Genomic DNA, 21,265 nt, shown 5'->3' on the forward strand with positions numbered 1-21,265 from the left:
CGATGCGACAGTTCGTGCCATGATGCCGTCAAACGAAAAAACCGAGAGCGCCCATGCAGGACGAACTGCTCCAGAAGGTAAGGAGCTATACCCCGCTTATTCTGCCCCCTGAGCAGAATTTCCCCGAAGCGGCGGTATTGCTGCCGATCACCCGCAGCGACGAGCCCGAACTGGTGCTCACCTTGCGCGCCAGCGGGTTGTCCACCCACGGCGGCGAAGTCGCCTTTCCCGGCGGTCGTCGCGACCCCGAGGACCAGGACCTGGTCGCCACCGCGCTGCGCGAGGCCGAGGAGGAAATCGGCCTGCCGCCTGGCCTGGTGGAGGTCGTCGGCCCGCTGAGCACGCTGGTCTCGCGCCACCGCATCAAGGTCACGCCATACGTCGCGGTGGTTCCGGATTACGTCGAGTATGTCGCCAACGACGGCGAGATCGCCGCGGTGTTCAGCGTGCCGCTGAGCTTTTTCCGCGAAGACCCGCGCGAGTTCACCCACCGCATCGACTACCTCGGGCAGAGCTGGTACGTGCCCAGTTATCGCTTCGGCGAGTTCCGCATCTGGGGGCTCACCGCGATCATGATCGTCGAGCTGATGAACCTTCTGTACGACGCTGGTATCGACCTTCACGAGCCGCCGGACACCTTCCTCACCTTGCGCTGAGCCTGGAGAACAATGATGAAGTACCGCCTGGGAGATTCCCGCGTCGACGCTCACCCGCAAAGCTGGGTCGCGCCGAACGCCACGCTGATCGGCAAGGTCCGCCTGGATGCCGGCGCCAGCGTCTGGTTCGGCGCCGTGCTGCGCGGCGACAACGAGCTGATCCACATTGGCGAGAACAGCAACGTGCAGGACGGCACCGTGATGCACACCGACGCCGGCGTGCCGCTGAACATCGGCAAGGGCGTCACCATCGGCCACAACGCCATGCTGCACGGCTGCACGGTCGGCGATTTCAGCCTGATCGGCATCAACGCGGTGCTGCTCAACGGCGCCAGGATCGGCCGTCACTGCATCATCGGCGCCAACGCGCTGATCCCCGAGGGCAAGGAAATCCCCGACGGTTCGCTGGTCATGGGCTCGCCCGGCAAGGTGGTGCGCGAGCTCAGCGAGCAGCAGATGAAGATGCTCGAAGCCAGCGCCGCGCACTACGTGCACAACGCCCAGCGCTACGCGCGCGACCTGATCGAGCAGGACGACTGATGCAGGAGCGCCCGCTGAAGTCGCCCTGCGTGAACATCTGCGCGCTCGACGAAGACGACCTCTGCAGCGGCTGCCAGCGCTCGGCGGCGGAAATCACCCGCTGGTCGCGGATGGACAACGACGAGCGCCGCCAGGTGCTCGCTCGCACCGTCGAACGCGCACGAGCCAAAGGCCTGCTGATCTCGTAAAATCCGCCTCCTTTTTTTCACTCCACGCGCCGCTGGCGCCTGCCTGCAAGGAAATCGACATGCCCCGTCTCGGAACCCCGCTCTCGCCGAGCGCCACCCGCGTCCTGCTCTGTGGCTCCGGCGAGCTCGGCAAGGAAGTCGCCATCGAACTGCAGCGTCTGGGCGTCGAGGTGATTGCCGTCGACCGTTATGCCAACGCCCCGGCGATGCAGGTCGCGCACCGCAGCCACGTCATCGACATGCTCGACGGCGCGGCCCTGCGCGCGCTGATCGAGCAAGAGAAGCCGCACTACATCGTTCCCGAGATCGAAGCCATCGCCACCGCGACCCTGGTCGAGCTGGAGGCCGAGGGCTTCACCGTGATCCCCACCGCGCGCGCCGCGCAGCTGACCATGAACCGCGAAGGCATCCGTCGCCTGGCCGCCGAGGAACTTGGCCTGCCGACCTCGCCGTACCGTTTCGCCGACAGTTTCGAGGAATTCCGTGACGCCACCGTGGCGCTCGGCTTCCCGTGCCTGATCAAGCCGATCATGAGTTCCTCGGGCAAGGGCCAGAGCGTGCTGAAGAGCGCCGATGACCTGCAGACCGCCTGGGACTACGCCCAGGCCGGCGGCCGCGCCGGCAAGGGTCGGGTGATCGTCGAGGGTTTCATCGATTTCGACTACGAGATCACCCTGCTTACCGTGCGCCACGCCAACGGTGTGACCTTCTGCGATCCGGTCGGCCATCGCCAGGCCAAGGGCGACTATCAGGAATCCTGGCAGCCCCAGGCGATGAGCGAGGCCGCGCGCGCCGAATCCGAGCGTATCGCCCTGGCGGTGACCGGCTCGCTGGGCGGCCGCGGGCTATTCGGTGTCGAGCTGTTCGTGAAAGGCGACATGGTCTGGTTCTGCGAGATTTCCCCGCGCCCGCACGACACCGGCCTGGTCACGCTGATCTCCCAGGACCTCTCCGAATTCGCCCTGCATGCGCGGGCGATCCTCGGCCTGCCGATTCCGGCGATCCGCCAGTTCGGCCCGTCCGCCTCGGCGGTGATCCTGGTGGCCGGCGAGTCGCGCGAGATGAGCTTCGGCAACCTCGGCGCCGCGCTGAGCGAGCCGGACACCGCGTTGCGCCTGTTCGGCAAGCCGGAAGTCTCCGGCCAGCGCCGTCTCGGCGTGGCATTGGCGCGCGACGAGTCGATCGAGGCCGCCCGCGCCAAGGCGACCCGTGTCGCACAGGCGGTCGACGTCACGCTCTGAGTCCACCGGCCACAAAAAATGGCCTGGAGCCATTTTTGACATCGCCCTGCGACTGCCCGGAGGGTAGTTGCCATGGAGGGCAAACCACAAAAAAAAGCCGGCGCTTTTGGCGCCGGCTTTTTCATGTTCGTCAGTGGGGCGACTGCGGGCCAAGGCCCTCGACACCTCGTAGGGTGGGCTGAAGCCCACCCTGTGCGACCGCTTACAGATCCGTTTCGCGCGTTTCGCGCATCAGCAGCACCGCCAGCAGGCTCAGCCCGGCCGCCACCGAAACATAGCCGCCGACCCAGCCCAGCCCGCCGGCGGCCACCAGTTTCTGCGCCACGTAGGGGGCCAGCGAGGCGCCGAGGATGCCGCCCAGGTTGTACGCCGCGGACGCACCGGTATAGCGCACGCGGGTCGGGAAGAGTTCCGGCAGCAGTGCGCCCATCGGGGCGAAGGTGACGCCCATCAGGAACAGCTCCAGCGACAGGAAGATCGCTACGTCCACCACCGAGCCGCTGCTCAGCAAGGGTTGCATGGTGAAGCCGGACGCCACCGCGGCCAGGCAGCCGACGATCAGCACCGGGCGGCGCCCGAAGCGGTCACAGGCGAGCGCCGATACCGGCGTGGCGGCGCCCATGAACAGCACGGCGAAGCACAGCAGGCCGAGGAATTCCTCGCGGGTGAAACCCAGCGAGCTGACGCCGTAGCTCAGCGAGAACACCGCCGAGATGTAGAACAGCGCATAGCACACCACCATCGCCAGCGAGCCGAGCACCACGTTGCGCCAGTGCCGGGAAAACATCTCGGCGATCGGCAGGCGCGCGCGATCGTGCTGCTGCAGCGCCTTGGCGAACACCGGGGTTTCGTGAAGCTTGAGGCGCACGTAGAGGCCGACAATCACCAGCAGCGCGCTGAAGAGGAACGGGATACGCCAGCCCCAGGCGCGGAACTGCTCTTCGCTGAGGGTCATCGCCAGAGTCAGGAACAGCCCGTTGGCGGCGAGGAAGCCGATCGACGGTCCCATCTGCGGGAACATGCCGAACCAGGCGCGGCGGTGCTTGGGTGCATTCTCCGTGGCCAGCAGCGCAGCGCCGCCCCATTCGCCGCCGAGGCCGAGGCCCTGGCCGAAACGCAGCACGCAGAGCAGGATCGGAGCCCAGGCACCGATGGCGTCGTAGCCCGGCAACAGGCCGATCAGCGTGGTGGACAGGCCCATCAGCAGCAGCGACGCGACCAGCGTCGACTTGCGCCCAATGCGGTCGCCGAAGTGGCCGAACAGCGCCGAACCCAGCGGTCGGGCGAGGAAGGCGATGCCGAAGGTGATGAAGGCGGAGAGCGCCTGGGCGGTGCCGGAGGTCTGCGGGAAGAACACCGGGCCGATCACCAGCGCGGCGGCGGTGGCGTAGATGTAAAAGTCGTAGAACTCGATGGCGGTGCCGATGAGGCTGGCGACGGCGACGCGCGCGGTCGAGTTGGCCTGCACGGGGGCGTCGGCATCGCGCGCAGCGGTATAGGTGGCGGTATTCATGCACGGATCCCGTTATTGTCTGGCCGGCCTTGGCGGTGGCCGGTTGGCTTTCGTCGTGCCGCCTGGGAAGCGGGCGCCCGGGTTGGGCGAGGAGGGCGCTGTCGCGGCGGGGTTGGCGCGGCAGCGAGAACTTCGGTGCACCGGCGGACCGGGCGGGAAGCGGCAGTGGCGGGCCTGCGTCGGCATCGCGGATGGCAAGCGGACGAAGGCAGGGGCTGGGTAAGCTGACGGCGATTATACGGGGGGCGAAGGGGCGCCGGGCAACCCCTCCGATCGTCTCAGCCCTGGTTCGGGCGCGGCGCGAGCCAGACACGCACGCGGGTCGCGCGGTTCTCCGCGGCCTGCAGGATCTCCAGGCGATAGCGACCGATCTTCAGGCACACGCCGCTGTCGGGGATGCCTTCCAGCGCCTCGGTGATCAGGCCGTTCAGCGTGCGCGGGCCTTCCACCGGCAGTTGCCAGCCAAGGGCGCGGTTGATGTCGCGGACATGGGCCGCACCGTCGATCACCTGGGTGCCGTCCGGCTGGGTCTGGATGTCGGCATCCTGGCTGTCGTCGCTGCTGTGGAACTGCCCGACGATCTCTTCCAGGAGGTCTTCCAGCGCGCAGATGCCAAGCACTTCGCCGTACTCGTCGACGACGATGCCGATGCGCCGCTTGTGCTTCTGGAAGTTCATCAGCTGCACCGACAGCGGAGTGTTTTCCGGCACGAAGTACGGCTCGTGGCACACACCACGCACGGCGTCCTTGGTCAACTGGTCGTGGGTCAGCAGGCGGGCGATCCGGCGCATGTGCAGGATGCCTTCGATCTGGTTGATGTCGCCGCGGAATACCGGCAGGCGGGTATGCGAGGTGCTGCGCAACTGGGCGACGATCCGCTCGATGTCGTCGTTCAGGTCGATTCCCTCGACCTCGTTGCGCGGGATCATGATGTCGTCGACGGTCATCTTGTCGAGGATACCCAGCAGCAGGTGCTGGCGCTGTTCCGGCAGGACCTCGTCGATCTCCTCGGGCGCACGCTCTTCGCCAGACAGGTTCTCACCCTGCGGCGGTGGCCGGATGCCAAGCAGCCGCAGCAGCGCGCCGGCGATGCGGTCGAGCAGCCAGAAGGGCGGGTAGAGCAGCTTGACGGCAATCTTCAGCGGCCCGGCGCAGGCGAATGCCAGTGCCTGCGGATGGCGTGCCGCGATGCTGCGCGGCAGCAGCGTGGCGACGATCAGCCAGGCGATCAGCAGGACGGCCACCGCGCCGAACAGGCCGGGCTCGCCGCGCAGACGCAGACCGATCAGCCCGGCCACCGCCGCGCCGAACATCAGCGCCAGGCTGTTGCCGAGCAGCAGGCTGCCGAACAGGCGTTGCGGACGTTTGAGCAGGGCGTTGATGCGCTTGGCGCCGAGCGAGCCCTGGCTGGCCAGCTCGCGCAGTTGCTGCCGGTCGAGCCCGAGGACGGCGCTCTTGCTCGCCGAGAAGAACGCCGAGGCCAGCGCGAGAAAAACCAGCAGGCCAATCAGCGAGCCTTGATCGAGAGTGTCCACGGCAACCTAGGGTCAGATGTGCAGGATGAATTCGCGGACCAGCTTGCTGCCGAAGTAGGCCAGCATCAGCAGGCAGAAACCCGCCAGGGTCCAGCGGATCGCCTTGTGCCCGCGCCAGCCGAGCTGGTGGCGGCCCCAGAGCAGCACGCCGAAGACCACCCAGGCCAGGCACGAGAGCAGGGTCTTGTGCACCAGGTGCTGGGCGAACAGGTCCTCGAAGAACAGCCAGCCGGAGAACAGCGACAGCGAGAGCAGGACCCAGCCCGCCCAGAGAAAGCCGAACAGCAGGCTTTCCATGGTTTGCAACGGCGGGAAGTTCTTGATCAGTCCGGAAGGGTGCTTGTGTTTCAGTTGGTGGTCCTGGAGCAACAGCAGCAGCGCCTGCAGCACGGCGATGGTGAGCAGGCCGTAGGCGACGATGGACAGCAGGATGTGCGCGAGAATCCCCGGCTCCTCGTCGATCGGCTGCACGGTACCGGCCGGCATCAGCTGCGCCAGCATGGCGGTCAGCGCGCCCAGCGGCATCAGCAGCAACAGCAGGTTCTCCACCGGAATGCGCAGGCAGGCGAGCAGGGTAATAAGGATCACCGCGAAGGCGATCAGGCTGGACGCATTGAAGAAGTCCAGCGCCAGGCCCTGGGTCGCGTGCAACTGCATGAACAGGCTGCCGCCATGGAAGAACAGCGCGAGCGCGCCGAATACACCGATCAGCAGCTTGTTCGGCTTGACGCGCTGGCGAACGCGCAGGCCTTGGTAAGCGGTGACACCAAGATAGAGGAGGGCGGCGGCGAGGCTGGGCAGCAGAGGGTGCATAGATCCTTGAGGCATGGGCCCGAAAAGGGCGTGAGTGTGGCATACAAGCAGGCGTCCACGAAAGTATCGGCCCCGCCGGGAGGCGCTCCGCCACGGGGTCGACGCTCATTTCGCGGGCGGCGATCGGCTGTTGCTATGCTGTGGCGCCGATCAGGAGTCCGCCATGTCCGCAAGCGTTGTATTGATGGTGCTGTTCGCCGCGCTGCTGCATGCCGGCTGGAACACGGCGGTGAAGTCCGGTCACGACAAGTCGCTGAATGCCGTACTGGTCAGTGCCGGCGCCGGCGCCATCGCGGCGCTCGGGCTGTGCTTCGTCGAGGCGCCCTCGCCGGCGAGCTGGCCGTACCTGGCATGCTCGGTCTGTGCGCAGGTCATCTACTACCGGCTGGTCGCGGCGGCCTATCGGCACGGCGACCTGAGCCAGGCCTACCCCTTGATGCGCGGCACTGCGCCGCTGCTGGTGGCCCTGGCGAGCGCACCGCTGCTCGGCGAATCGCTGTCGCTCACCGGCTGGGGCGGTGTGCTGCTGATCTGCTCGGGCGTCCTCGGCCTGGCGGTGGATGCCTGGCTGCGTGATGGCGTGAGCGCGAGAGCCACCGGGCTGGCGCTGCTGAATGCCTGCGTGATCGCCAGCTACACGCTGATCGACGGGGTGGGCGTGCGTCTGTCGCAGGCGCCGGTCGGCTACACGCTGTGGATCTTCTTCCTGACCGCCATTCCGTTGCTCGGCTGGACGCTGTTTCGCCGGCCGCGCGAGCTGCTGCGCTACGCCCGGTCGCGGCCGGCGTTGCCGCTGGTGGGCGGCAGCGGCACCCTCGGCTCCTATGGCATCGCGCTGTATGCGATGACGCTGGCGCCGGTGGCGAGTGTCGCGGCCTTGCGGGAAACCTCGATCCTGTTCGCCACGCTGCTCTCGGTGCTGCTGCTCGGCGAACGCATCGGCCCGCGACGTGGCGTGGCGACGGCCTTCATCGCGGCGGGCGCGATGGTGATCCGTCTGGCCTGAGAAGCCATTCGCCAATGCTGTTGATATACTCCCCGGCCTTGCCGCCAGCCCGCATTTTTCAAAGGAACGCGCATGTTCGAAAACTTGACCGACCGTTTGTCCCAGACGCTTCGCCATGTCACCGGCAAGGCCAAGCTGACCGAGGACAACATCAAGGACACCCTGCGCGAAGTGCGCATGGCGCTGCTCGAGGCTGACGTCGCACTGCCGGTGGTGAAGGACTTCGTCAACAAGGTCAAGGACCGCGCGGTCGGTACCGAGGTGTCGAAGAGCCTGACGCCGGGCCAGGCGTTCGTGAAGGTGGTGCGCGCCGAGCTGGAAGAGCTGATGGGGGCGGCCAACGAGGACCTGGTCCTCAACGTCACACCGCCCGCGGTGGTGCTGATGGCGGGTCTGCAGGGCGCGGGCAAGACCACCACAGTCGGCAAACTGGCGCGCTTCCTCAAGGAGCGCAAGAAGAAGTCCGTGATGGTGGTGTCGGTCGACGTCTACCGCCCTGCGGCGATCAAGCAGCTGGAAACCCTGGCGGGGGAAGTCGGCGTCACCTTCTTCCCGTCCGACATCGGCCAGCAGCCGGTGGCGATCGCCGAAGCGGCGATCCGCGAAGCCAAATTGAAATTCATCGACGTGGTGCTGGTGGATACCGCCGGCCGACTGCACGTCGATGCCGAGATGATGGCCGAGATCCAGGCCGTGCACGCGGCGGTGAAACCGGCCGAGACGCTGTTCGTGGTCGATGCCATGACCGGCCAGGACGCCGCCAACACCGCCAAGGCCTTCGGCGAGGCGCTGCCGCTCACCGGCGTGGTGCTGACCAAGGTCGACGGTGACGCCCGCGGCGGCGCGGCGCTGTCCGTGCGCCACGTGACCGGCAAGCCGATCAAGTTCCTCGGCATGGGCGAGAAGAGCGATGCGCTCGAGCCGTTCCACCCGGACCGTATCGCCTCGCGCATCCTCGGCATGGGCGATGTGCTCAGCCTGATCGAACAGGCTGAGCAGACCCTGGATCGCGAGAAGGCCGAGAAACTCACCAAGAAACTGAAGAAGGGCAAGGGCTTCGACCTCGAAGACTTCCGCGACCAGTTGCAACAGATGAAGAACATGGGTGGCCTCGGCGGCCTGATGGACAAGCTTCCGCAGATGGGCGGGGTGAACCTGGCGCAGATGGGTAACGCCCAGGGCGCGGCAGAGAAGCAGTTCAAGCAGATGGAAGCGATCATCAACTCGATGACCCCGCACGAGCGCCGCGATCCGGACATCATCAGCGGCTCGCGCAAGCGCCGCATCGCCATGGGTTCGGGGACCCAGGTGCAGGACATCGGTCGGCTGATCAAGCAGCACAAGCAGATGCAGAAGATGATGAAGAAATTCACCGCCAAGGGCGGCATGGCCAAGATGATGCGCGGGATGGGCGGTATGCTTCCCGGCGGCGGCATGCCCAAGCTCTGAGAGACTGCCCGCGATGACCCGCTGGGGAAATCGTGAGCGGGTTTCGAGGCGGCGAGTCGGGTGGCGCGAGCAATTCGTGCCGTCCGGCCGTTACAGCCGCCCATTTTGAAAAAGCCATTTGCAAATATCCGGATAATCCTTAGAATATGCGGCCTTTCGGGCCCCTATGGCCCATTGCTTGTTTTGATTTGCAAAGCACCGACTACAGGAACGAAGTTCAATGGTAACCATCCGTCTTGCCCGTGGCGGCTCCAAGAAGCGCCCCTTCTACCACCTGACCGTGACCAACAGCCGCAATGCGCGCGACGGTCGCTTCGTCGAGCGTATCGGCTTCTTCAACCCGGTTGCTTCCGGCGCTGAAGTCAAGCTGTCGGTCGATCAGGAACGCGCCAGCTACTGGCTGAGCCAGGGCGCACAGCCGTCCGAGCGCGTTGCACAACTGCTCAAGGAAGCTGCCAAGGCTGCGGCCTAAGCCTCCATGAATACGTTGCCGGCGCCCGCCGAGGATCTCATCGTTCTCGGCAAGATTTTCTCGGTGCACGGCATTCGCGGCGAAGTGAAGGTGTATTCCTTTACCGACCCGGTCGACAACGTGCTGGACTATCGCCGTTGGACGCTCAGGCGTGACAACGAGGTCAAGCAGGTTGAGCTGATTGGCGGACGGCCACAGGGCAAGTTCCTGGTGGCGAAGCTGAAGGGGCTCGATGATCGCGATGTCGCTCTGACCTTCGCGGGCTTCGAAATCTGCGTTCCCCGCAGCGAGTTGCCGGCACTCGGCACCGACGAGTACTACTGGCACCAACTGGAAGGCTTGAGGGTCATCGATCAGCTCGGACAACTGTTCGGCGTGATCGACCACTTGCTGGAGACCGGTGCCAACGACGTGATGGTGGTCAAGCCCTGCACCGGCAGCCTTGATGATCGCGAACGCCTGCTGCCCTACACGGAGCAGTGCGTGCAGTCGATCGATCTGGTCGCCGGAGAGATGCGGGTCGACTGGGATGCGGACTTCTGATTTGCGTGAATGCCATGCGGGTTGAAGTCATCAGCATTTTCCCGGAGATGTTTTCCGCCATCAGCGGATACGGCATCACCAGCCGTGCGGTGAAACAGGGTCTGCTCGCGCTGACCTGCTGGAACCCGCGGAGCTTCACCGAAGATCGCCACCAGACGGTGGACGACCGACCGTTCGGTGGCGGCCCAGGCATGGTGATGAAGATCGAGCCTCTGGAACGGGCGCTGGCAGCTGCCAGGCAAGCCGCCGGAGAGCGGGCGAAGGTGATCTACCTGTCGCCCCAGGGTCGCCAGCTGAAACAGGCGGCCGTACAGCAACTGGCGCAGGAAGAGTCGTTGATCCTCATCGCCGGACGCTACGAAGGTATCGACGAACGCTTCATCGAAGCGCACGTGGATGAAGAATGGTCGATTGGCGATTACGTGTTGTCCGGCGGTGAGCTGCCGGCGATGGTGCTGATCGATGCGGTGACCCGCTTGTTGCCCGGTGCATTGGGGCATGCGGATTCCGCCGAGGAGGACTCGTTCACCGACGGCCTGCTCGATTGTCCGCACTACACTCGACCCGAAGTGTATGCGGATAAAAGTGTTCCGCAGGTGCTGCTCAGCGGCAACCACGAACACATCCGGCGTTGGCGTTTGCAGCAGGCCCTAGGGCGGACCTTCGAACGACGTGCCGATCTTCTGGATAGCCGCTCGCTTTCTGGAGAAGAGCAAAAGCTGTTGGCGGAATACCTTCGCCAGCGGGACGATAGTTAACGTATCGATGGCAGGCCCAGAGGGTTTGTCTTAGGAGCGCACGACATGACCAACAAGATCATCCAGCAGATCGAAGCCGAACAGATGGGCAAAGAAATTCCGCCCTTCGCCCCGGGCGACACCGTTATCGTTCAAGTCAAGGTGAAGGAAGGCGACCGTCAGCGTCTGCAGGCCTTCGAAGGCGTAGTGATCGGCAAGCGTAACCGCGGCCTGAACAGCGCGTTCACCGTTCGCAAAATCTCCAACGGCGTTGGCGTCGAGCGTACTTTCCAGACCTACTCGCCGCTGGTCGACAGCCTGAGCGTGAAGCGTCGTGGTGACGTTCGCAAAGCCAAGCTGTACTACCTCCGCGAACTGTCCGGCAAGGCAGCGCGCATCAAGGAAAAACTGGTCTAAGACCGGTCGCCTTGACGAAAAAAAGCAGCCCGCGGGCTGCTTTTTTATTGCCTGCGATTCGTCCACGGTGGAAGCCCTTTTTGCTGCGAGCCGTGATCGTCCGTCTCTTCGGTTTCCCGCCGTGCAAGCGCGGCCTCATTCCGCCGCCGAGCGATCCTGCCCCGTGCTTTGCGCCAGCCCGCCGCTGTGAAAGACTGCCGGTCCGTTCCTGTCGTGTTCGCCCCATGCCCGCCAAAGACCATCCGCTAATCGATCGTTTCCTTGATGCCCTGTGGCTGGAGAAGGGCCTGTCGCCGCACACCCGTTCGGCGTACCTAAGCGATCTGACGCATTTCAACGGCTGGCTCGATGAGCGTGGCGTCGAGCTGCAGCTTGCTGGCCGCGAGGCGGTTCTTGATCATCTGGCCTGGCGTCTGGGCGAGGGCTACAAGGCCCGCTCGACGGCACGCTTTCTCTCCAGCGCGCGGGGTTTCTACCGCTACCTGTTGCGCGAGGGGTTGATCGACAGCGACCCGACCCTGCTGGTGGAGCTTCCGCAACTGGGCCGGCCGCTGCCCAAGTCGCTGTCCGAAGCGGATGTCGAGGCGCTGCTGGCGGCGCCAGACCTGGAAACGCCGATCGGCCTGCGCGACCGCGCCATGCTCGAAGTGCTCTATGCCTGCGGCTTGCGTGTCAGCGAGCTGATCGGCCTGACGCTGGAACAGGTCAACCTGCGCCAGGGCGTGGTGCGGGTGTTCGGCAAGGGCAGCAAGGAGCGCCTTGTACCGCTGGGAGAGGAGGCGATGCTGTGGATCGAGCGCTACGTGCGCGAGGCGCGCGGGGCGCTGCTCGATGGCCGGCCAAGCGATGTGCTGTTTCCCAGTTCGCGCGGCGAACAGATGACTCGGCAGACCTTCTGGCACCGGATCAAGCTGCAGGCGAAAGTCGCCGGAATCGCCAAATCGCTGTCGCCGCACACCCTGCGGCACGCCTTCGCTACCCATCTGCTGAACCACGGCGCCGACCTTCGGGTGGTGCAGATGTTGCTCGGCCACAGCGACCTTTCCACCACGCAGATCTATACCCACATCGCCCGTGCGCGTCTCCAGGAGCTGCACGCCCAGCATCACCCCCGCGGCTGACGGCCGGTGTCTCTCGCGGCAAACGGCGAAGGAAGGCGCTGGCGTGCCTGTGGTAGTCTTTTCGCACCCATTCAGGAGTGTTCCATGCGCAGTATTCGTTTTCTCATCGGGGCCTGCTTCGCCCTCGTCATCGGTGCCGTACACGCGGACGATGCGGAAAAAACCATTCGCCAGTCCCTCGGCGGTCTGGGTCAGGACCTGCCCATCGAGAGCATCGCCAAGAGCCCGCTCAACGGTCTGTATGAAGTCCAGCTCAAGGGCGGTCGCGTGCTCTACGCCAGCGCCGACGGCAAGTACCTGATGCAGGGTTACCTCTATCAGATGCAGGCCGGCGCCGACCCGGTCAACCTGACCGAGCAGGCCGAGAGCCGTGGCATCGCCAAGGTGATCGCGGCGGTGCCGCTGGAACAGATGGTGGTCTACCCGGCCAAGGGCGAGACCAAGGGCCACATCACGGTGTTCACCGACACCACCTGCCCGTACTGCCACAAGCTGCACGGCGAAGTGGCCGAGCTGAACCGGCAGGGCATCGAAGTGCGCTACCTGGCGTTCCCCCGGCAGGGCCTGGATTCTCCCGGCGACCAGCAGCTGCAGGCGGTCTGGTGCTCCAGCGATCGTCGTGCGGCGATGGATCAGATGGTCAGCGGCAAGAAGGTCAGCGCCGCTAAATGCGCCAACCCGGTGTCCGAGCAGTTCGCCCTCGGTCAGTCGATCGGGGTCAATGGCACACCGGCCATCGTGCTCGGCAACGGTCAACTGATCCCCGGCTATCAGCCGGCGCCCGAGCTGATCAAGCAGGCGCTCGCGGCCCAGTGAGGGCTGACGGACGGCGCGAGCGATAGCGTTCCAGTCGGGTCACATGCAGACATGACCCGACCTGGAGCGAGCGATGAAACTCGAAGGTTCCTGCCATTGCGGCAGCGTGCGTTTTTCCGTCGAATCGGCACAACCCTATCCCTTCATGCGCTGCTACTGCTCGATCTGTCGCAAGACGGCGGGCGGGGGCGGTTTCGCCATCAACCTCGGCGCCGACAACCGCACGCTAGAAGTTCAGGGCAGGCAGCACCTCGGCGTCTATCGGGCGAAGATGGAGGGCGGCCAGGTAAGTTCCGGCGAGCGCAATTTCTGCCGCGAATGCGGCAGCGCGCTCTGGCTCTGGGACCCGAGCTGGCCGGACCTGATCCACCCGCATGCCTCGGCCATCGACACCGACCTGCCGGTGCCGCCGCAGCACACCCACCTGATGCTCGGCTCGAAGGCCAGCTGGGTCGAAGTGCAGCAGGGCCAGGATGACAAGCTGTACGACGAGTACCCCGAGGAATCCCTCGCGCAGTGGCACGAGCGGCTCGGTCTGACCCGATAGTCTCCTTTCGCTCCCGCGCCACGCCGGCAGCGGTTTTCCGCTCGCCGGGCGCGATTGACTAAAGCCCCCCCGGTTTCTAAAGTGCGACTCTTTTTATGCGCCCGTCAGCCGGGCGCGGTCGCGGTAATGGGGAGTACAGCGTGAAACCGGTGAAAGTGGGAATCTGTGGGCTGGGGACCGTCGGCGGCGGCACCTTCAACGTACTCAAACGCAATGCCGATGAGATTTCCCGCCGTGCCGGGCGTGGAATCGAGGTCGCCCAGATTGCCGCGCGTCGCCCCAACCCGAAAGTCGATACCGGTAGTACCCCCATTACCGCCGATATCTTCGAGGTCGCCAGCAACCCGGACATCGACATCGTCATCGAACTGATCGGCGGCTACACGCTGGCGCGCGACCTGGTGCTCAAGGCCATCGAGAACGGCAAGCACGTGATCACCGCGAACAAGGCGCTGATCGCCGTGCACGGCAACGAGCTCTTCGCCAAGGCGCGCGAGAAGGGCGTGATCATCGCCTTCGAAGCGGCGGTGGCCGGTGGCATTCCGGTCATCAAGGCGATCCGCGAGGGCCTCGCCGGCAACCAGATCAACTGGCTCGCCGGGATCATCAACGGCACCGGGAATTTCATCCTCAGCGAGATGCGCGAGAAGGGGCGTACCTTCGGGGACGTGCTCCAGGAAGCCCAGGCGCTGGGTTACGCCGAAGCCGACCCGACCTTCGACGTCGAGGGCATCGACGCCGCGCACAAGCTGACCATCCTTGCGTCCATCGCCTTCGGCATTCCGCTGCAGTTCGACAAGGCCTACACCGAAGGCATCACCAGGCTGACCACGGCCGACGTCAACTATGCCGAAGCGCTGGGCTATCGCATCAAGCACCTCGGCGTGGCGCGTCGTACCGCGGCCGGCATCGAGCTGCGCGTGCACCCGACGCTGATCCCGGCCGATCGCCTGATCGCCAACGTCAACGGCGTGATGAACGCGGTGATGGTCAACGGCGATGCCGTCGGAAGCACCCTCTATTACGGTGCCGGCGCCGGCATGGAACCGACCGCTTCGGCGGTGGTGGCCGATGTCGTCGACGTGGTTCGCGCGCTGACCACCGACCCGCACAACCGCGTGCCGCACCTGGCCTTCCAGCCGGATTCGCTGTCCGATCACCCGATCCTGCCGATCGCCGAATGCGAGAGCGCCTACTACCTGCGCATCCAGGCGAAGGACCTGCCCGGCGTGCTGGCACAGGTGGCGAGCATCCTTTCCGATCGCGGCATCAACATCGAATCGATCATGCAGAAGGAAGCCGAGGAGCAGGACGGCCTGGTGCCGATGATCCTGGTGACCCACCGCGTGCAGGAAGCGCGTATCGACGACGCCATCACCGCCCTCGAGGCGCTGGAAGGCGTTTCCGGCGACGTCGTACGGATTCGCGTCGAGCAACTGAATTAATCCAGCCACGCGCCCGGGGCCAGACGCACCGGGACGTGGCGCACAGCGAAGGTTTGTCGAAATGCGCTATATCAGCACCCGCGGCCAGGCACCTGCCCTGAACTTCGAAGACGTCCTGCTCGCCGGCCTGGCCAGCGATGGCGGCCTCTACGTACCGGAAAACCTGCCGCGCTTCACCCAGGAGGAAATCGCTTCCTGGGCCGGCCTGCCTTACCACGAGCTGGCCTTCCGGGTGATGCGCCCGTTCGTGGCCGGCAGCATCGAGGACGCCGACTTCAAGCGCATCCTCGAAGACACCTACGGCGTGTTCGCCCATAGCGCCATCGCGCCGCTGCGTCAGCTGAACGGCAACGAGTGGGTGCTCGAGCTGTTCCATGGCCCGACGCTGGCGTTCAAGGATTTCGCCCTGCAACTGCTCGGCCGGCTGCTCGACCATGTGCTGGCCAAGCGCAACGAGCGCGTGGTGATCATGGGCGCCACCTCCGGCGATACCGGCTCGGCGGCGATCGAGGGCTGCAAGGCCTGCGACAACGTCGATATCTTCATCATGCACCCGCACAACCGCGTGTCAGAAGTGCAGCGCCGGCAGATGACCACCATCTTCGGCGAAAACATCCACAACATCGCCATCGAAGGCAACTTCGACGACTGCCAGGAAATGGTCAAGGCCAGCTTCGCCGACCAGGCCTTCCTCAAGGGCACGCGCCTGGTGGCGGTCAACTCGATCAACTGGGCGCGGATCATGGCCCAGATCGTCTATTACTTTTACGCCGCGTTGCAGCTCGGCGCGCCGGCGCGTTCCATCGCCTTCTCGGTGCCGACCGGCAACTTCGGCGACATCTTCGCCGGCTACCTGGCGCGCAACATGGGCCTGCCGGTCAGCCAGCTGATCGTCGCCACCAACCGCAACGACATCCTCCACCGCTTCATGAGCGGCAACAGTTACGCCAAGGACACCCTGCATCCGACTCTCTCGCCGTCGATGGACATCATGGTTTCGTCCAACTTCGAGCGCCTGCTGTTCGACCTGCACGGGCGCAACGGCGCGGCCATCGCCGGGCTGATGGACACTTTCAAGCGGGGCGGCGGTTTCAGCGTGGACGAGGACCGCTGGAGCGAGGCGCGCAAGCTCTTCGACTCGCTGGCGGTGGATGACGAGCAGACCTGCGCGACCATCGCCGCGGTATTCGCCGAAACCGGCGAGGTGCTCGACCCGCACACCGCCATCGGCGTGCGTGCCGGTCGTGAATGCCGTCGCAGCCTGAGCACGCCCATGGTGGTGCTGGGCACCGCGCACCCGGTGAAATTCCCCGAAGCGGTGGAGAAGGCCGGCATCGCCAAGGCCATCGAACTGCCGGTGCACCTGGCCGACCTGTTCGTCCGCGAGGAGCGCTACAGCGTGCTCGCGAACGACCTGAAGGCTGTGCAGGCCTTCGTCGCCGGGCACGGTAACCGCGGCAAACCTCTCTGAGCGAACGCCTCGCCGGCTTGCCGGCGCGTTTTCGCCCCTCCGTTCAGGCCGGCCTCGTTGTGCCGGCCTGTTCGCATCCGCGTCACGCCACTGCAACGAACCCTGCTTACCCTGAGGTTGCCCTCGCGCCGGCGTTTCTCCACGCGGGGCGATCACGAACTTTCCTTGCGCTTATCGAGTCTTTGCTACACCTCCTTTATTTTCAGAACCTTAAGTGGAGATGGACATGGAAAGCACAACGGAATTGCTGGAAGGCGCCCTGGCGCCGTACAAGGTGGTGTTGGGGCCTGACCGTGCCGACGGCGGCAGGTTGATGACCCTGACCAACGAGGCGGGAGAACCCGTCCTCCAGCGCACGCTGAGCAAGGGGCAGCTGAGCGACCGCTTCGCCCTGACCGATGTGGTGGATGGCATCCTGCGCGACCTCTTGCTGATCGAAGGCCGTATCGCACCCGAGGTGATTGCCCATCTGCACGGCAATAGCCGGGTGAAAAACTACGCCTCGCTGTGATCCACGCCTGCCCGACGACCGGTTGAACGATTGGGCTTTTTCGCCGGTCAGTAATTACACGGCACATGAAACCTTACCGCTCCCAGGTCCATGTGCCGGCCGCCTGGCCCTCGTGGCTGGCGTTGAACCCCGAGCATCTCCCCCAAGGCTCGGGGTTTCTTTTTTTCGGCGTATGGCAGCCGCTGCCGTCGGACCACTGGTCCACCCGAGGAACCCGGTTAGCCCCCCCCGCGCGGCGCCGGTACAGCGCCTTCGCCGCGTTCCTTTTCCGAACAGGAGGACTTCATGAAGCCCAATCTTCGTCCGCTCGCCCAGCAGGTCATCGTCATCACCGGCGCGTCCAGCGGCATCGGCCTCGCCACAGCGCGCGCCGCCGTCGCCAAGGGCGCCCGCCTGGTACTGGTGGCCCGCAACGAACAGGCGCTGGAGCAGATCGCCGGCGAACTCGGCGGCAGCGCCCAGGTGGTCACGATGGCCGCCGACGTTGGTGACCGCCAGGCCATGCAGCGGGTCGCCGACCTCGCCATCGAGAAGTTCGGCCGTTTCGATACCTGGGTGAACAATGCCGGCATCGCGGTGATCGGCAAGATCGAGGACGCCAGCGACGCCGATCATCGCCGTCTGTTCGAAACCAATTTCTGGGGCACCTACTACGGCTCGACCATCGCGGCCAAATACCTGCGCGAGCACGGCGGGGCGATCATCAACCTGGGCAGTTCCGAATCGGCCGCGCCGATTCCGGTGCACGGCATGTACGCGGCGTCCAAGCATGCGGTGAAGGCCATGACCGATGTGTTGCGGGTCGAGCTGCGCAAGGATGCCGCGCCGGTATCGGTAACGTTGATCCGGCCAGCCGCCACCGACACGCTGTTCACCGACCACGCCCGGGATTACACCGCCAGCGCGCCGGTCCTGCCGCCGCCGCTGTATGCGCCGGAAGAGGTCGCCGAGGCGATCCTCCATGCGGCGGTGCATCCCACCCGCGACATCTACATCGGCGCCTCCAAGGCCTTCACGGTGATCGCGCAGAACTTCCCGCGCTTCTACGACTGGCTCAGCGAGAAGGTCATCTACGACCGCCTGCAGAATGGTCAGCCGGACGCCAACTGGCAGGGTGCCCTGCACGGCCCGAACGGTGGCCGCCTGACCGGTCGTACCCGTGGCTACTATCCGGGGCGCGTGCTGCGCCACAGCCTCTACACCCACGCCAGTCTGCACCCGGTCGCCACCGTGGCGTTGCTCGGTCTCGGCGCCGTGGCCATTGGCGCGCTGCTCTTCAAGGGCCGCGCACGCTAGAGGCCGCGGCGCTTCCCATGTCCCTCGCGCACGCCGCCAGGCTCCCGGCGGTGGTCGTGCCGCGAGGGCATTCGCGCTAGACTTGCCGGCTTCCATTCCGCCAGGAAGCCGTACATGGCCCTGCAAGCGACAACCTACAAAGTCGAAATAAACCTCACCGACCTCGACCGTTCGGTCTACGACACCGCGCGCTTTACCGTCGCCCGCCACCCCTCGGAAACCGAGGAGCGCCTGGTGGTGCGGCTGATCGCCTACCTGCTGTGGTACGGCGAGCTGCTGTCCTTCGGCCGCGGGCTGTCCGACGTCGACGAGCCGGCGCTGTGGGAAAAGAGCCTCGACGATCGGGTGCTGCACTGGATCGAAGTCGGCCAGCCGGATGCCGAGCGCATCACCTGGTGTTCGCGCCGCGCCGAGCGCTTCAGCCTGGTCGCCTACGGCAACCTGCGCGTGTGGCAGAGCAAGGTGCTCGATGGCGTCAGGAGCCTGAAGAACATCAACGTCGTCGCCGTGCCGCAGGAAGCGCTGGAAACCGTGGCGCGCGACCTGCCGCGCTCGATCAACTGGGCGGTGATGATCAGCGAAGGCACGCTGTTCATCACCGACGAGAACGGCCAGCACGAACTGCAACTGGAATGGCTGGCCGGCGAACGCTGAGCATCTTCGCCAGCGTTCCGATGGCGTGCCATCAGGGCCTCCAATGAACGTTGACCGCCTTGGGCTGCCTGCTCAGGCTGTCGATTCGCACGAGAAGGAGCGCCCCATGTCCACCCTGAATCCCAGCGCCGAACAACTGGCCGAGTTTGTCCGCAGCATGCCCTCCGCCCAACCGATCCTGATGCTCAACCTGCTGCGTTACCGCGAGCAGGCCAACTACCCGGCCGGTAGCGGCGAAAGCCCCTGCACCGGGCGTAAGGCCTACGCCCGCTATAGTCGTGCCGCACTTGCCAAGGTGCAGGGCGCCGGCGGCGCGGTAGAGATACTGGTGCAGGCCCACGCGGCGTTGATCGCGCCGCCCGGCGAGCGTTGGGACGACGTGCTGCTGGTGCGTTATCCGAGCAAGGAGGCGTTCCTCGGCATGCTCGCCGATGCCGAGTACCAGGCAGCGACCGTGCATCGCAGCGCGGCCCTGGCCGATTCGCGGCTGATCGGCTGCAGCGCACCCGGTTGAAGGTGTGCGGACCGTCCGCCGCCTTCGTTCATCTTTCGTTTCAGTAGACCAGAATCCCATGCGCATCGAACCCCGCCCGCTACCCGAAACCCTGCCCGACCTCGGCGAGCTGCCGCCGCTGCTGCGCCGCCTGTATGCCGCGCGCGGCGTGCGCTCCCCGGCGGAGCTGGACAAGGGCCTGGCACGCCTGATTCCGTATGGGCAGCTAAAGGGTATCGAGCGCGCCGTCGAACTGCTGGTGGTCGCCCTGGAGCGGCGCCAGCGGATTCTCTTCGTCGGTGACTTCGACGCCGATGGCGCCACCGCCAGCGCGGTGGGCGTGCTGGGTTTGCGTCTGCTCGGCGCAAGCCACGTCGACTACCTGGTACCCAATCGCTTCGACTACGGCTACGGGCTGACCCCGGAAATCGTCGCCGTGGCGCTGCAGCGCAACCCCGACCTGCTGGTGACCGTGGACAACGGCATCTCCAGCGTCGAGGGCGTGGCGGCGGCGAAGGCGGCCGGGCTCGGCGTGGTGATCACCGATCACCACCTGCCGGGCCAGGAATTGCCGGTGGCGGACGCCATCGTCAACCCGAACCAGCCCGAGTGCAGCTTCCCGAGCAAGTGCATCGCCGGCGTCGGGGTGATCTTCTACGTGTTGCTGGCGCTGCGCGCCAGACTGCGCGAGAACGGCTGGTTCGCCCGCCAGTCGCTGGCCGAGCCCAACCTCGCCGAGCTGCTCGACCTGGTGGCGCTGGGCAGCGTCGCCGACGTGGTGCCGCTAGACGCCAACAACCGCATCCTGGTCCACCAGGGCCTGGCACGCATCCGCGCCGGTCGCGCGCGGCCCGGGTTGCGCGCGATCCTGGAGGTCGCCGGTCGCGATGCGCGCAAGATCACCTCCACCGACCTGGGCTTCATCATCGGCCCGCGGCTGAACGCGGCGGGGCGGCTGGACGACATGAGCCTGGGCATCGAATGCCTGCTCTGCGACGACGAAGCGCTGGCCCGCGACATGGCGGTGCAGCTCGACCAGCTCAACCAGGACCGCAAGTCCATCGAGCAGGGCATGCAGCGCGAAGCCCTGGCGCAGCTCAAGGATCTGGCGCTGGACGACCTGCCGTTCGGCCTCTGCCTGTTCGATGCGGACTGGCACCAGGGCGTGATCGGCATTCTCGCCTCGCGTCTGAAGGAGCGTTACCACCGCCCGGCGATCGCCTTCGCCGACGCCGGCGACGGCCTGCTCAAGGGGTCGGCGCGCTCGGTGCAGGGCTTCCACATCCGCGATGCGCTGGACGCCGTGGCGGCGCGCCATCCGGGGCTGATCAGCAAGTTCGGCGGCCATGCCATGGCGGCCGGGCTGTCGTTGCCGCAGGCCAACCTCGGGGCGTTCGCCGCGGCCTTCGACGCCGAGGTGCGCAAGCAGCTGGACGAGGACGACCTGACCGGACGGATGCTCTCCGACGGCCAGCTGGGCATCGAGGAGTTCCATCTGGAGCTGGCCAAGGCACTGCGCCAGGCCGGGCCCTGGGGCCAGCAGTTCCCCGAGCCGATGTTCCACGGCGTGTTCCAGGTGGTGCAGCAGCGCATCGTCGGCGCGAAGCACCTCAAGCTGGTGCTGAAGACCGAGTGCGGCGGTCGCACCCTGGACGGCATCGCCTTCAACGTCGACAGCGAGCTGCTGGCCAACCCGAAGCTGGGCTGGGTCGACGTGGCCTACAAGCTCGACGTCAACGAGTTTCGCGGACAGGAAAGCGTGCAACTGCTGGTGGCCCACCTCGCGCCACGCTGAGGCGGC

Annotated in this window: 23 protein-coding genes; 20 read left to right on the plus strand and 3 right to left on the minus strand. The window is 65.8% G+C overall.

Features of this window, described 5'->3' with window-relative positions; genetic code table 11:
* Positions 1-53 precede the first annotated feature (53 nt).
* The 4 genes from B2X67_RS14710 to purT are packed head-to-tail and all read left to right on the plus strand — an operon-like array spanning position 54 to position 2,625.
* Entirely contained in the window at positions 54-656 is a 603-nt protein-coding gene (locus B2X67_RS14710) for a CoA pyrophosphatase (protein WP_090227255.1), read from the plus strand.
* A 15-nt stretch (positions 657-671) separates the two neighbouring features.
* Positions 672-1,196: a gamma carbonic anhydrase family protein gene (locus tag B2X67_RS14715; protein WP_286785954.1), complete on the plus strand. Its 525-nt coding sequence runs from the start codon at positions 672-674 to the stop codon at positions 1,194-1,196.
* On the plus strand, positions 1,196-1,384 hold the full coding sequence (locus B2X67_RS14720) for a DUF1289 domain-containing protein (protein WP_282341300.1): 189 nt from the start codon (positions 1,196-1,198) through the stop codon (positions 1,382-1,384). Before B2X67_RS14715 ends, B2X67_RS14720 begins: the two co-directional genes overlap by 1 nt.
* A gap of 59 nt (positions 1,385-1,443) precedes the next feature.
* Positions 1,444-2,625: a formate-dependent phosphoribosylglycinamide formyltransferase gene (purT, locus tag B2X67_RS14725; RefSeq protein WP_286785955.1), complete on the plus strand. Its 1,182-nt coding sequence runs from the start codon at positions 1,444-1,446 to the stop codon at positions 2,623-2,625.
* Positions 2,626-2,827: 202 nt separating this feature from the next.
* Here the strand turns inward: purT and B2X67_RS14730 are convergent, their stop codons facing one another.
* The 3 genes from B2X67_RS14730 to B2X67_RS14740 form a co-directional block, all read right to left on the minus strand.
* Positions 2,828-4,138 carry an MFS transporter gene (locus B2X67_RS14730; RefSeq protein ID WP_286785956.1) on the minus strand — a complete coding sequence of 437 codons (1,311 nt, stop codon included), beginning with the start codon at positions 4,136-4,138 and terminating at the stop codon, positions 2,828-2,830.
* A gap of 278 nt (positions 4,139-4,416) precedes the next feature.
* The gene (locus B2X67_RS14735) at positions 4,417-5,673 is read right to left on the minus strand and encodes an HlyC/CorC family transporter (protein WP_286785957.1); all 1,257 of its coding nucleotides are present in this window, start codon (positions 5,671-5,673) and stop codon (positions 4,417-4,419) included.
* 12 nt (positions 5,674-5,685) lie between these two features.
* Complete coding sequence (locus B2X67_RS14740; RefSeq protein ID WP_286785958.1) at positions 5,686-6,486, minus strand: cytochrome C assembly family protein; 801 nt, start codon at positions 6,484-6,486, stop codon at positions 5,686-5,688.
* 163 nt (positions 6,487-6,649) lie between these two features.
* Here B2X67_RS14740 and B2X67_RS14745 point away from each other — a divergent pair, with 163 nt between their 5' ends.
* The 16 genes from B2X67_RS14745 (at position 6,650) to recJ (ending at position 21,259) form a co-directional block, all read left to right on the plus strand.
* Positions 6,650-7,492 (plus strand): DMT family transporter, encoded by an 843-nt coding sequence (locus B2X67_RS14745; protein ID WP_282341305.1) that lies wholly within the window; start codon positions 6,650-6,652, stop codon positions 7,490-7,492.
* 72 nt (positions 7,493-7,564) lie between these two features.
* Positions 7,565-8,941 carry a signal recognition particle protein gene (gene ffh, locus B2X67_RS14750; RefSeq protein WP_282341307.1) on the plus strand — a complete coding sequence of 459 codons (1,377 nt, stop codon included), beginning with the start codon at positions 7,565-7,567 and terminating at the stop codon, positions 8,939-8,941.
* Positions 8,942-9,161: 220 nt separating this feature from the next.
* Positions 9,162-9,413, plus strand: a complete 252-nt coding sequence (gene rpsP / locus B2X67_RS14755) for a 30S ribosomal protein S16 (protein WP_090227279.1) — start codon at positions 9,162-9,164, stop codon at positions 9,411-9,413.
* Between the two features lie 6 nt (positions 9,414-9,419).
* Positions 9,420-9,956 (plus strand): ribosome maturation factor RimM, encoded by a 537-nt coding sequence (rimM, locus tag B2X67_RS14760; RefSeq protein WP_286785959.1) that lies wholly within the window; start codon positions 9,420-9,422, stop codon positions 9,954-9,956.
* A 14-nt stretch (positions 9,957-9,970) separates the two neighbouring features.
* Positions 9,971-10,714 (plus strand): tRNA (guanosine(37)-N1)-methyltransferase TrmD, encoded by a 744-nt coding sequence (gene trmD, locus B2X67_RS14765; RefSeq protein WP_286785960.1) that lies wholly within the window; start codon positions 9,971-9,973, stop codon positions 10,712-10,714.
* A gap of 45 nt (positions 10,715-10,759) precedes the next feature.
* Positions 10,760-11,110, plus strand: coding sequence for a 50S ribosomal protein L19 (gene rplS / locus B2X67_RS14770; RefSeq protein WP_090227287.1), 351 nt, complete (start codon positions 10,760-10,762; stop codon positions 11,108-11,110).
* A gap of 224 nt (positions 11,111-11,334) precedes the next feature.
* A complete protein-coding gene (gene xerD, locus B2X67_RS14775) occupies positions 11,335-12,231 on the plus strand; it encodes a site-specific tyrosine recombinase XerD (RefSeq protein ID WP_286785961.1) in 897 nt (298 codons plus the stop codon).
* A gap of 84 nt (positions 12,232-12,315) precedes the next feature.
* Positions 12,316-13,047, plus strand: coding sequence for a bifunctional protein-disulfide isomerase/oxidoreductase DsbC (gene dsbC / locus B2X67_RS14780; protein ID WP_282341314.1), 732 nt, complete (start codon positions 12,316-12,318; stop codon positions 13,045-13,047).
* A 73-nt stretch (positions 13,048-13,120) separates the two neighbouring features.
* A complete protein-coding gene (locus B2X67_RS14785) occupies positions 13,121-13,594 on the plus strand; it encodes a GFA family protein (protein WP_286785962.1) in 474 nt (157 codons plus the stop codon).
* Between the two features lie 140 nt (positions 13,595-13,734).
* A complete protein-coding gene (locus tag B2X67_RS14790; protein WP_286785963.1) occupies positions 13,735-15,039 on the plus strand; it encodes a homoserine dehydrogenase in 1,305 nt (434 codons plus the stop codon).
* A gap of 61 nt (positions 15,040-15,100) precedes the next feature.
* A complete protein-coding gene (gene thrC, locus B2X67_RS14795; RefSeq protein WP_286785964.1) occupies positions 15,101-16,510 on the plus strand; it encodes a threonine synthase in 1,410 nt (469 codons plus the stop codon).
* Between the two features lie 226 nt (positions 16,511-16,736).
* Entirely contained in the window at positions 16,737-17,021 is a 285-nt protein-coding gene (locus tag B2X67_RS14800; protein WP_286785965.1) for a DUF3509 domain-containing protein, read from the plus strand.
* Positions 17,022-17,306: 285 nt separating this feature from the next.
* Complete coding sequence (locus B2X67_RS14805; RefSeq protein ID WP_286785966.1) at positions 17,307-18,317, plus strand: SDR family oxidoreductase; 1,011 nt, start codon at positions 17,307-17,309, stop codon at positions 18,315-18,317.
* 114 nt (positions 18,318-18,431) lie between these two features.
* Positions 18,432-18,971 (plus strand): YaeQ family protein, encoded by a 540-nt coding sequence (locus B2X67_RS14810; protein ID WP_273232298.1) that lies wholly within the window; start codon positions 18,432-18,434, stop codon positions 18,969-18,971.
* A 106-nt stretch (positions 18,972-19,077) separates the two neighbouring features.
* Positions 19,078-19,485: a DUF1330 domain-containing protein gene (locus B2X67_RS14815; protein ID WP_286785967.1), complete on the plus strand. Its 408-nt coding sequence runs from the start codon at positions 19,078-19,080 to the stop codon at positions 19,483-19,485.
* A gap of 58 nt (positions 19,486-19,543) precedes the next feature.
* Entirely contained in the window at positions 19,544-21,259 is a 1,716-nt protein-coding gene (gene recJ, locus B2X67_RS14820) for a single-stranded-DNA-specific exonuclease RecJ (RefSeq protein WP_286785968.1), read from the plus strand.
* Positions 21,260-21,265 lie beyond the last annotated feature (6 nt).

This window comes from Pseudomonas sp. UBA3153, assembly GCF_002364635.1.
GTDB classification, from domain to species: domain Bacteria; phylum Pseudomonadota; class Gammaproteobacteria; order Pseudomonadales; family Pseudomonadaceae; genus Pseudomonas_O; species Pseudomonas_O kuykendallii.

Excerpts from the sequence above, each read along its gene's own strand:
- B2X67_RS14710 (WP_090227255.1), top strand. The coding sequence starts at position 54 with ATGCAGGACGAACTGCTCCAGAAGGTAAGGAGCTATACCCCGCTTATT.
- B2X67_RS14715 (WP_286785954.1), top strand. The coding sequence starts at position 672 with ATGAAGTACCGCCTGGGAGATTCCCGCGTCGACGCTCACCCGCAAAGC.
- B2X67_RS14720 (WP_282341300.1), top strand. The coding sequence starts at position 1,196 with ATGCAGGAGCGCCCGCTGAAGTCGCCCTGCGTGAACATCTGCGCGCTC.
- purT (WP_286785955.1), top strand. The coding sequence starts at position 1,444 with ATGCCCCGTCTCGGAACCCCGCTCTCGCCGAGCGCCACCCGCGTCCTG.
- B2X67_RS14730 (WP_286785956.1), bottom strand. The coding sequence starts at position 4,138 with ATGAATACCGCCACCTATACCGCTGCGCGCGATGCCGACGCCCCCGTG.
- B2X67_RS14740 (WP_286785958.1), bottom strand. The coding sequence starts at position 6,486 with ATGCACCCTCTGCTGCCCAGCCTCGCCGCCGCCCTCCTCTATCTTGGT.
- B2X67_RS14745 (WP_282341305.1), top strand. The coding sequence starts at position 6,650 with ATGTCCGCAAGCGTTGTATTGATGGTGCTGTTCGCCGCGCTGCTGCAT.
- ffh (WP_282341307.1), top strand. The coding sequence starts at position 7,565 with ATGTTCGAAAACTTGACCGACCGTTTGTCCCAGACGCTTCGCCATGTC.
- rpsP (WP_090227279.1), top strand. The coding sequence starts at position 9,162 with ATGGTAACCATCCGTCTTGCCCGTGGCGGCTCCAAGAAGCGCCCCTTC.
- rimM (WP_286785959.1), top strand. The coding sequence starts at position 9,420 with ATGAATACGTTGCCGGCGCCCGCCGAGGATCTCATCGTTCTCGGCAAG.
- trmD (WP_286785960.1), top strand. The coding sequence starts at position 9,971 with ATGCGGGTTGAAGTCATCAGCATTTTCCCGGAGATGTTTTCCGCCATC.
- rplS (WP_090227287.1), top strand. The coding sequence starts at position 10,760 with ATGACCAACAAGATCATCCAGCAGATCGAAGCCGAACAGATGGGCAAA.
- xerD (WP_286785961.1), top strand. The coding sequence starts at position 11,335 with ATGCCCGCCAAAGACCATCCGCTAATCGATCGTTTCCTTGATGCCCTG.
- dsbC (WP_282341314.1), top strand. The coding sequence starts at position 12,316 with ATGCGCAGTATTCGTTTTCTCATCGGGGCCTGCTTCGCCCTCGTCATC.
- B2X67_RS14785 (WP_286785962.1), top strand. The coding sequence starts at position 13,121 with ATGAAACTCGAAGGTTCCTGCCATTGCGGCAGCGTGCGTTTTTCCGTC.
- thrC (WP_286785964.1), top strand. The coding sequence starts at position 15,101 with ATGCGCTATATCAGCACCCGCGGCCAGGCACCTGCCCTGAACTTCGAA.
- B2X67_RS14800 (WP_286785965.1), top strand. The coding sequence starts at position 16,737 with ATGGAAAGCACAACGGAATTGCTGGAAGGCGCCCTGGCGCCGTACAAG.
- B2X67_RS14805 (WP_286785966.1), top strand. The coding sequence starts at position 17,307 with ATGAAGCCCAATCTTCGTCCGCTCGCCCAGCAGGTCATCGTCATCACC.
- B2X67_RS14810 (WP_273232298.1), top strand. The coding sequence starts at position 18,432 with ATGGCCCTGCAAGCGACAACCTACAAAGTCGAAATAAACCTCACCGAC.
- B2X67_RS14815 (WP_286785967.1), top strand. The coding sequence starts at position 19,078 with ATGTCCACCCTGAATCCCAGCGCCGAACAACTGGCCGAGTTTGTCCGC.
- recJ (WP_286785968.1), top strand. The coding sequence starts at position 19,544 with ATGCGCATCGAACCCCGCCCGCTACCCGAAACCCTGCCCGACCTCGGC.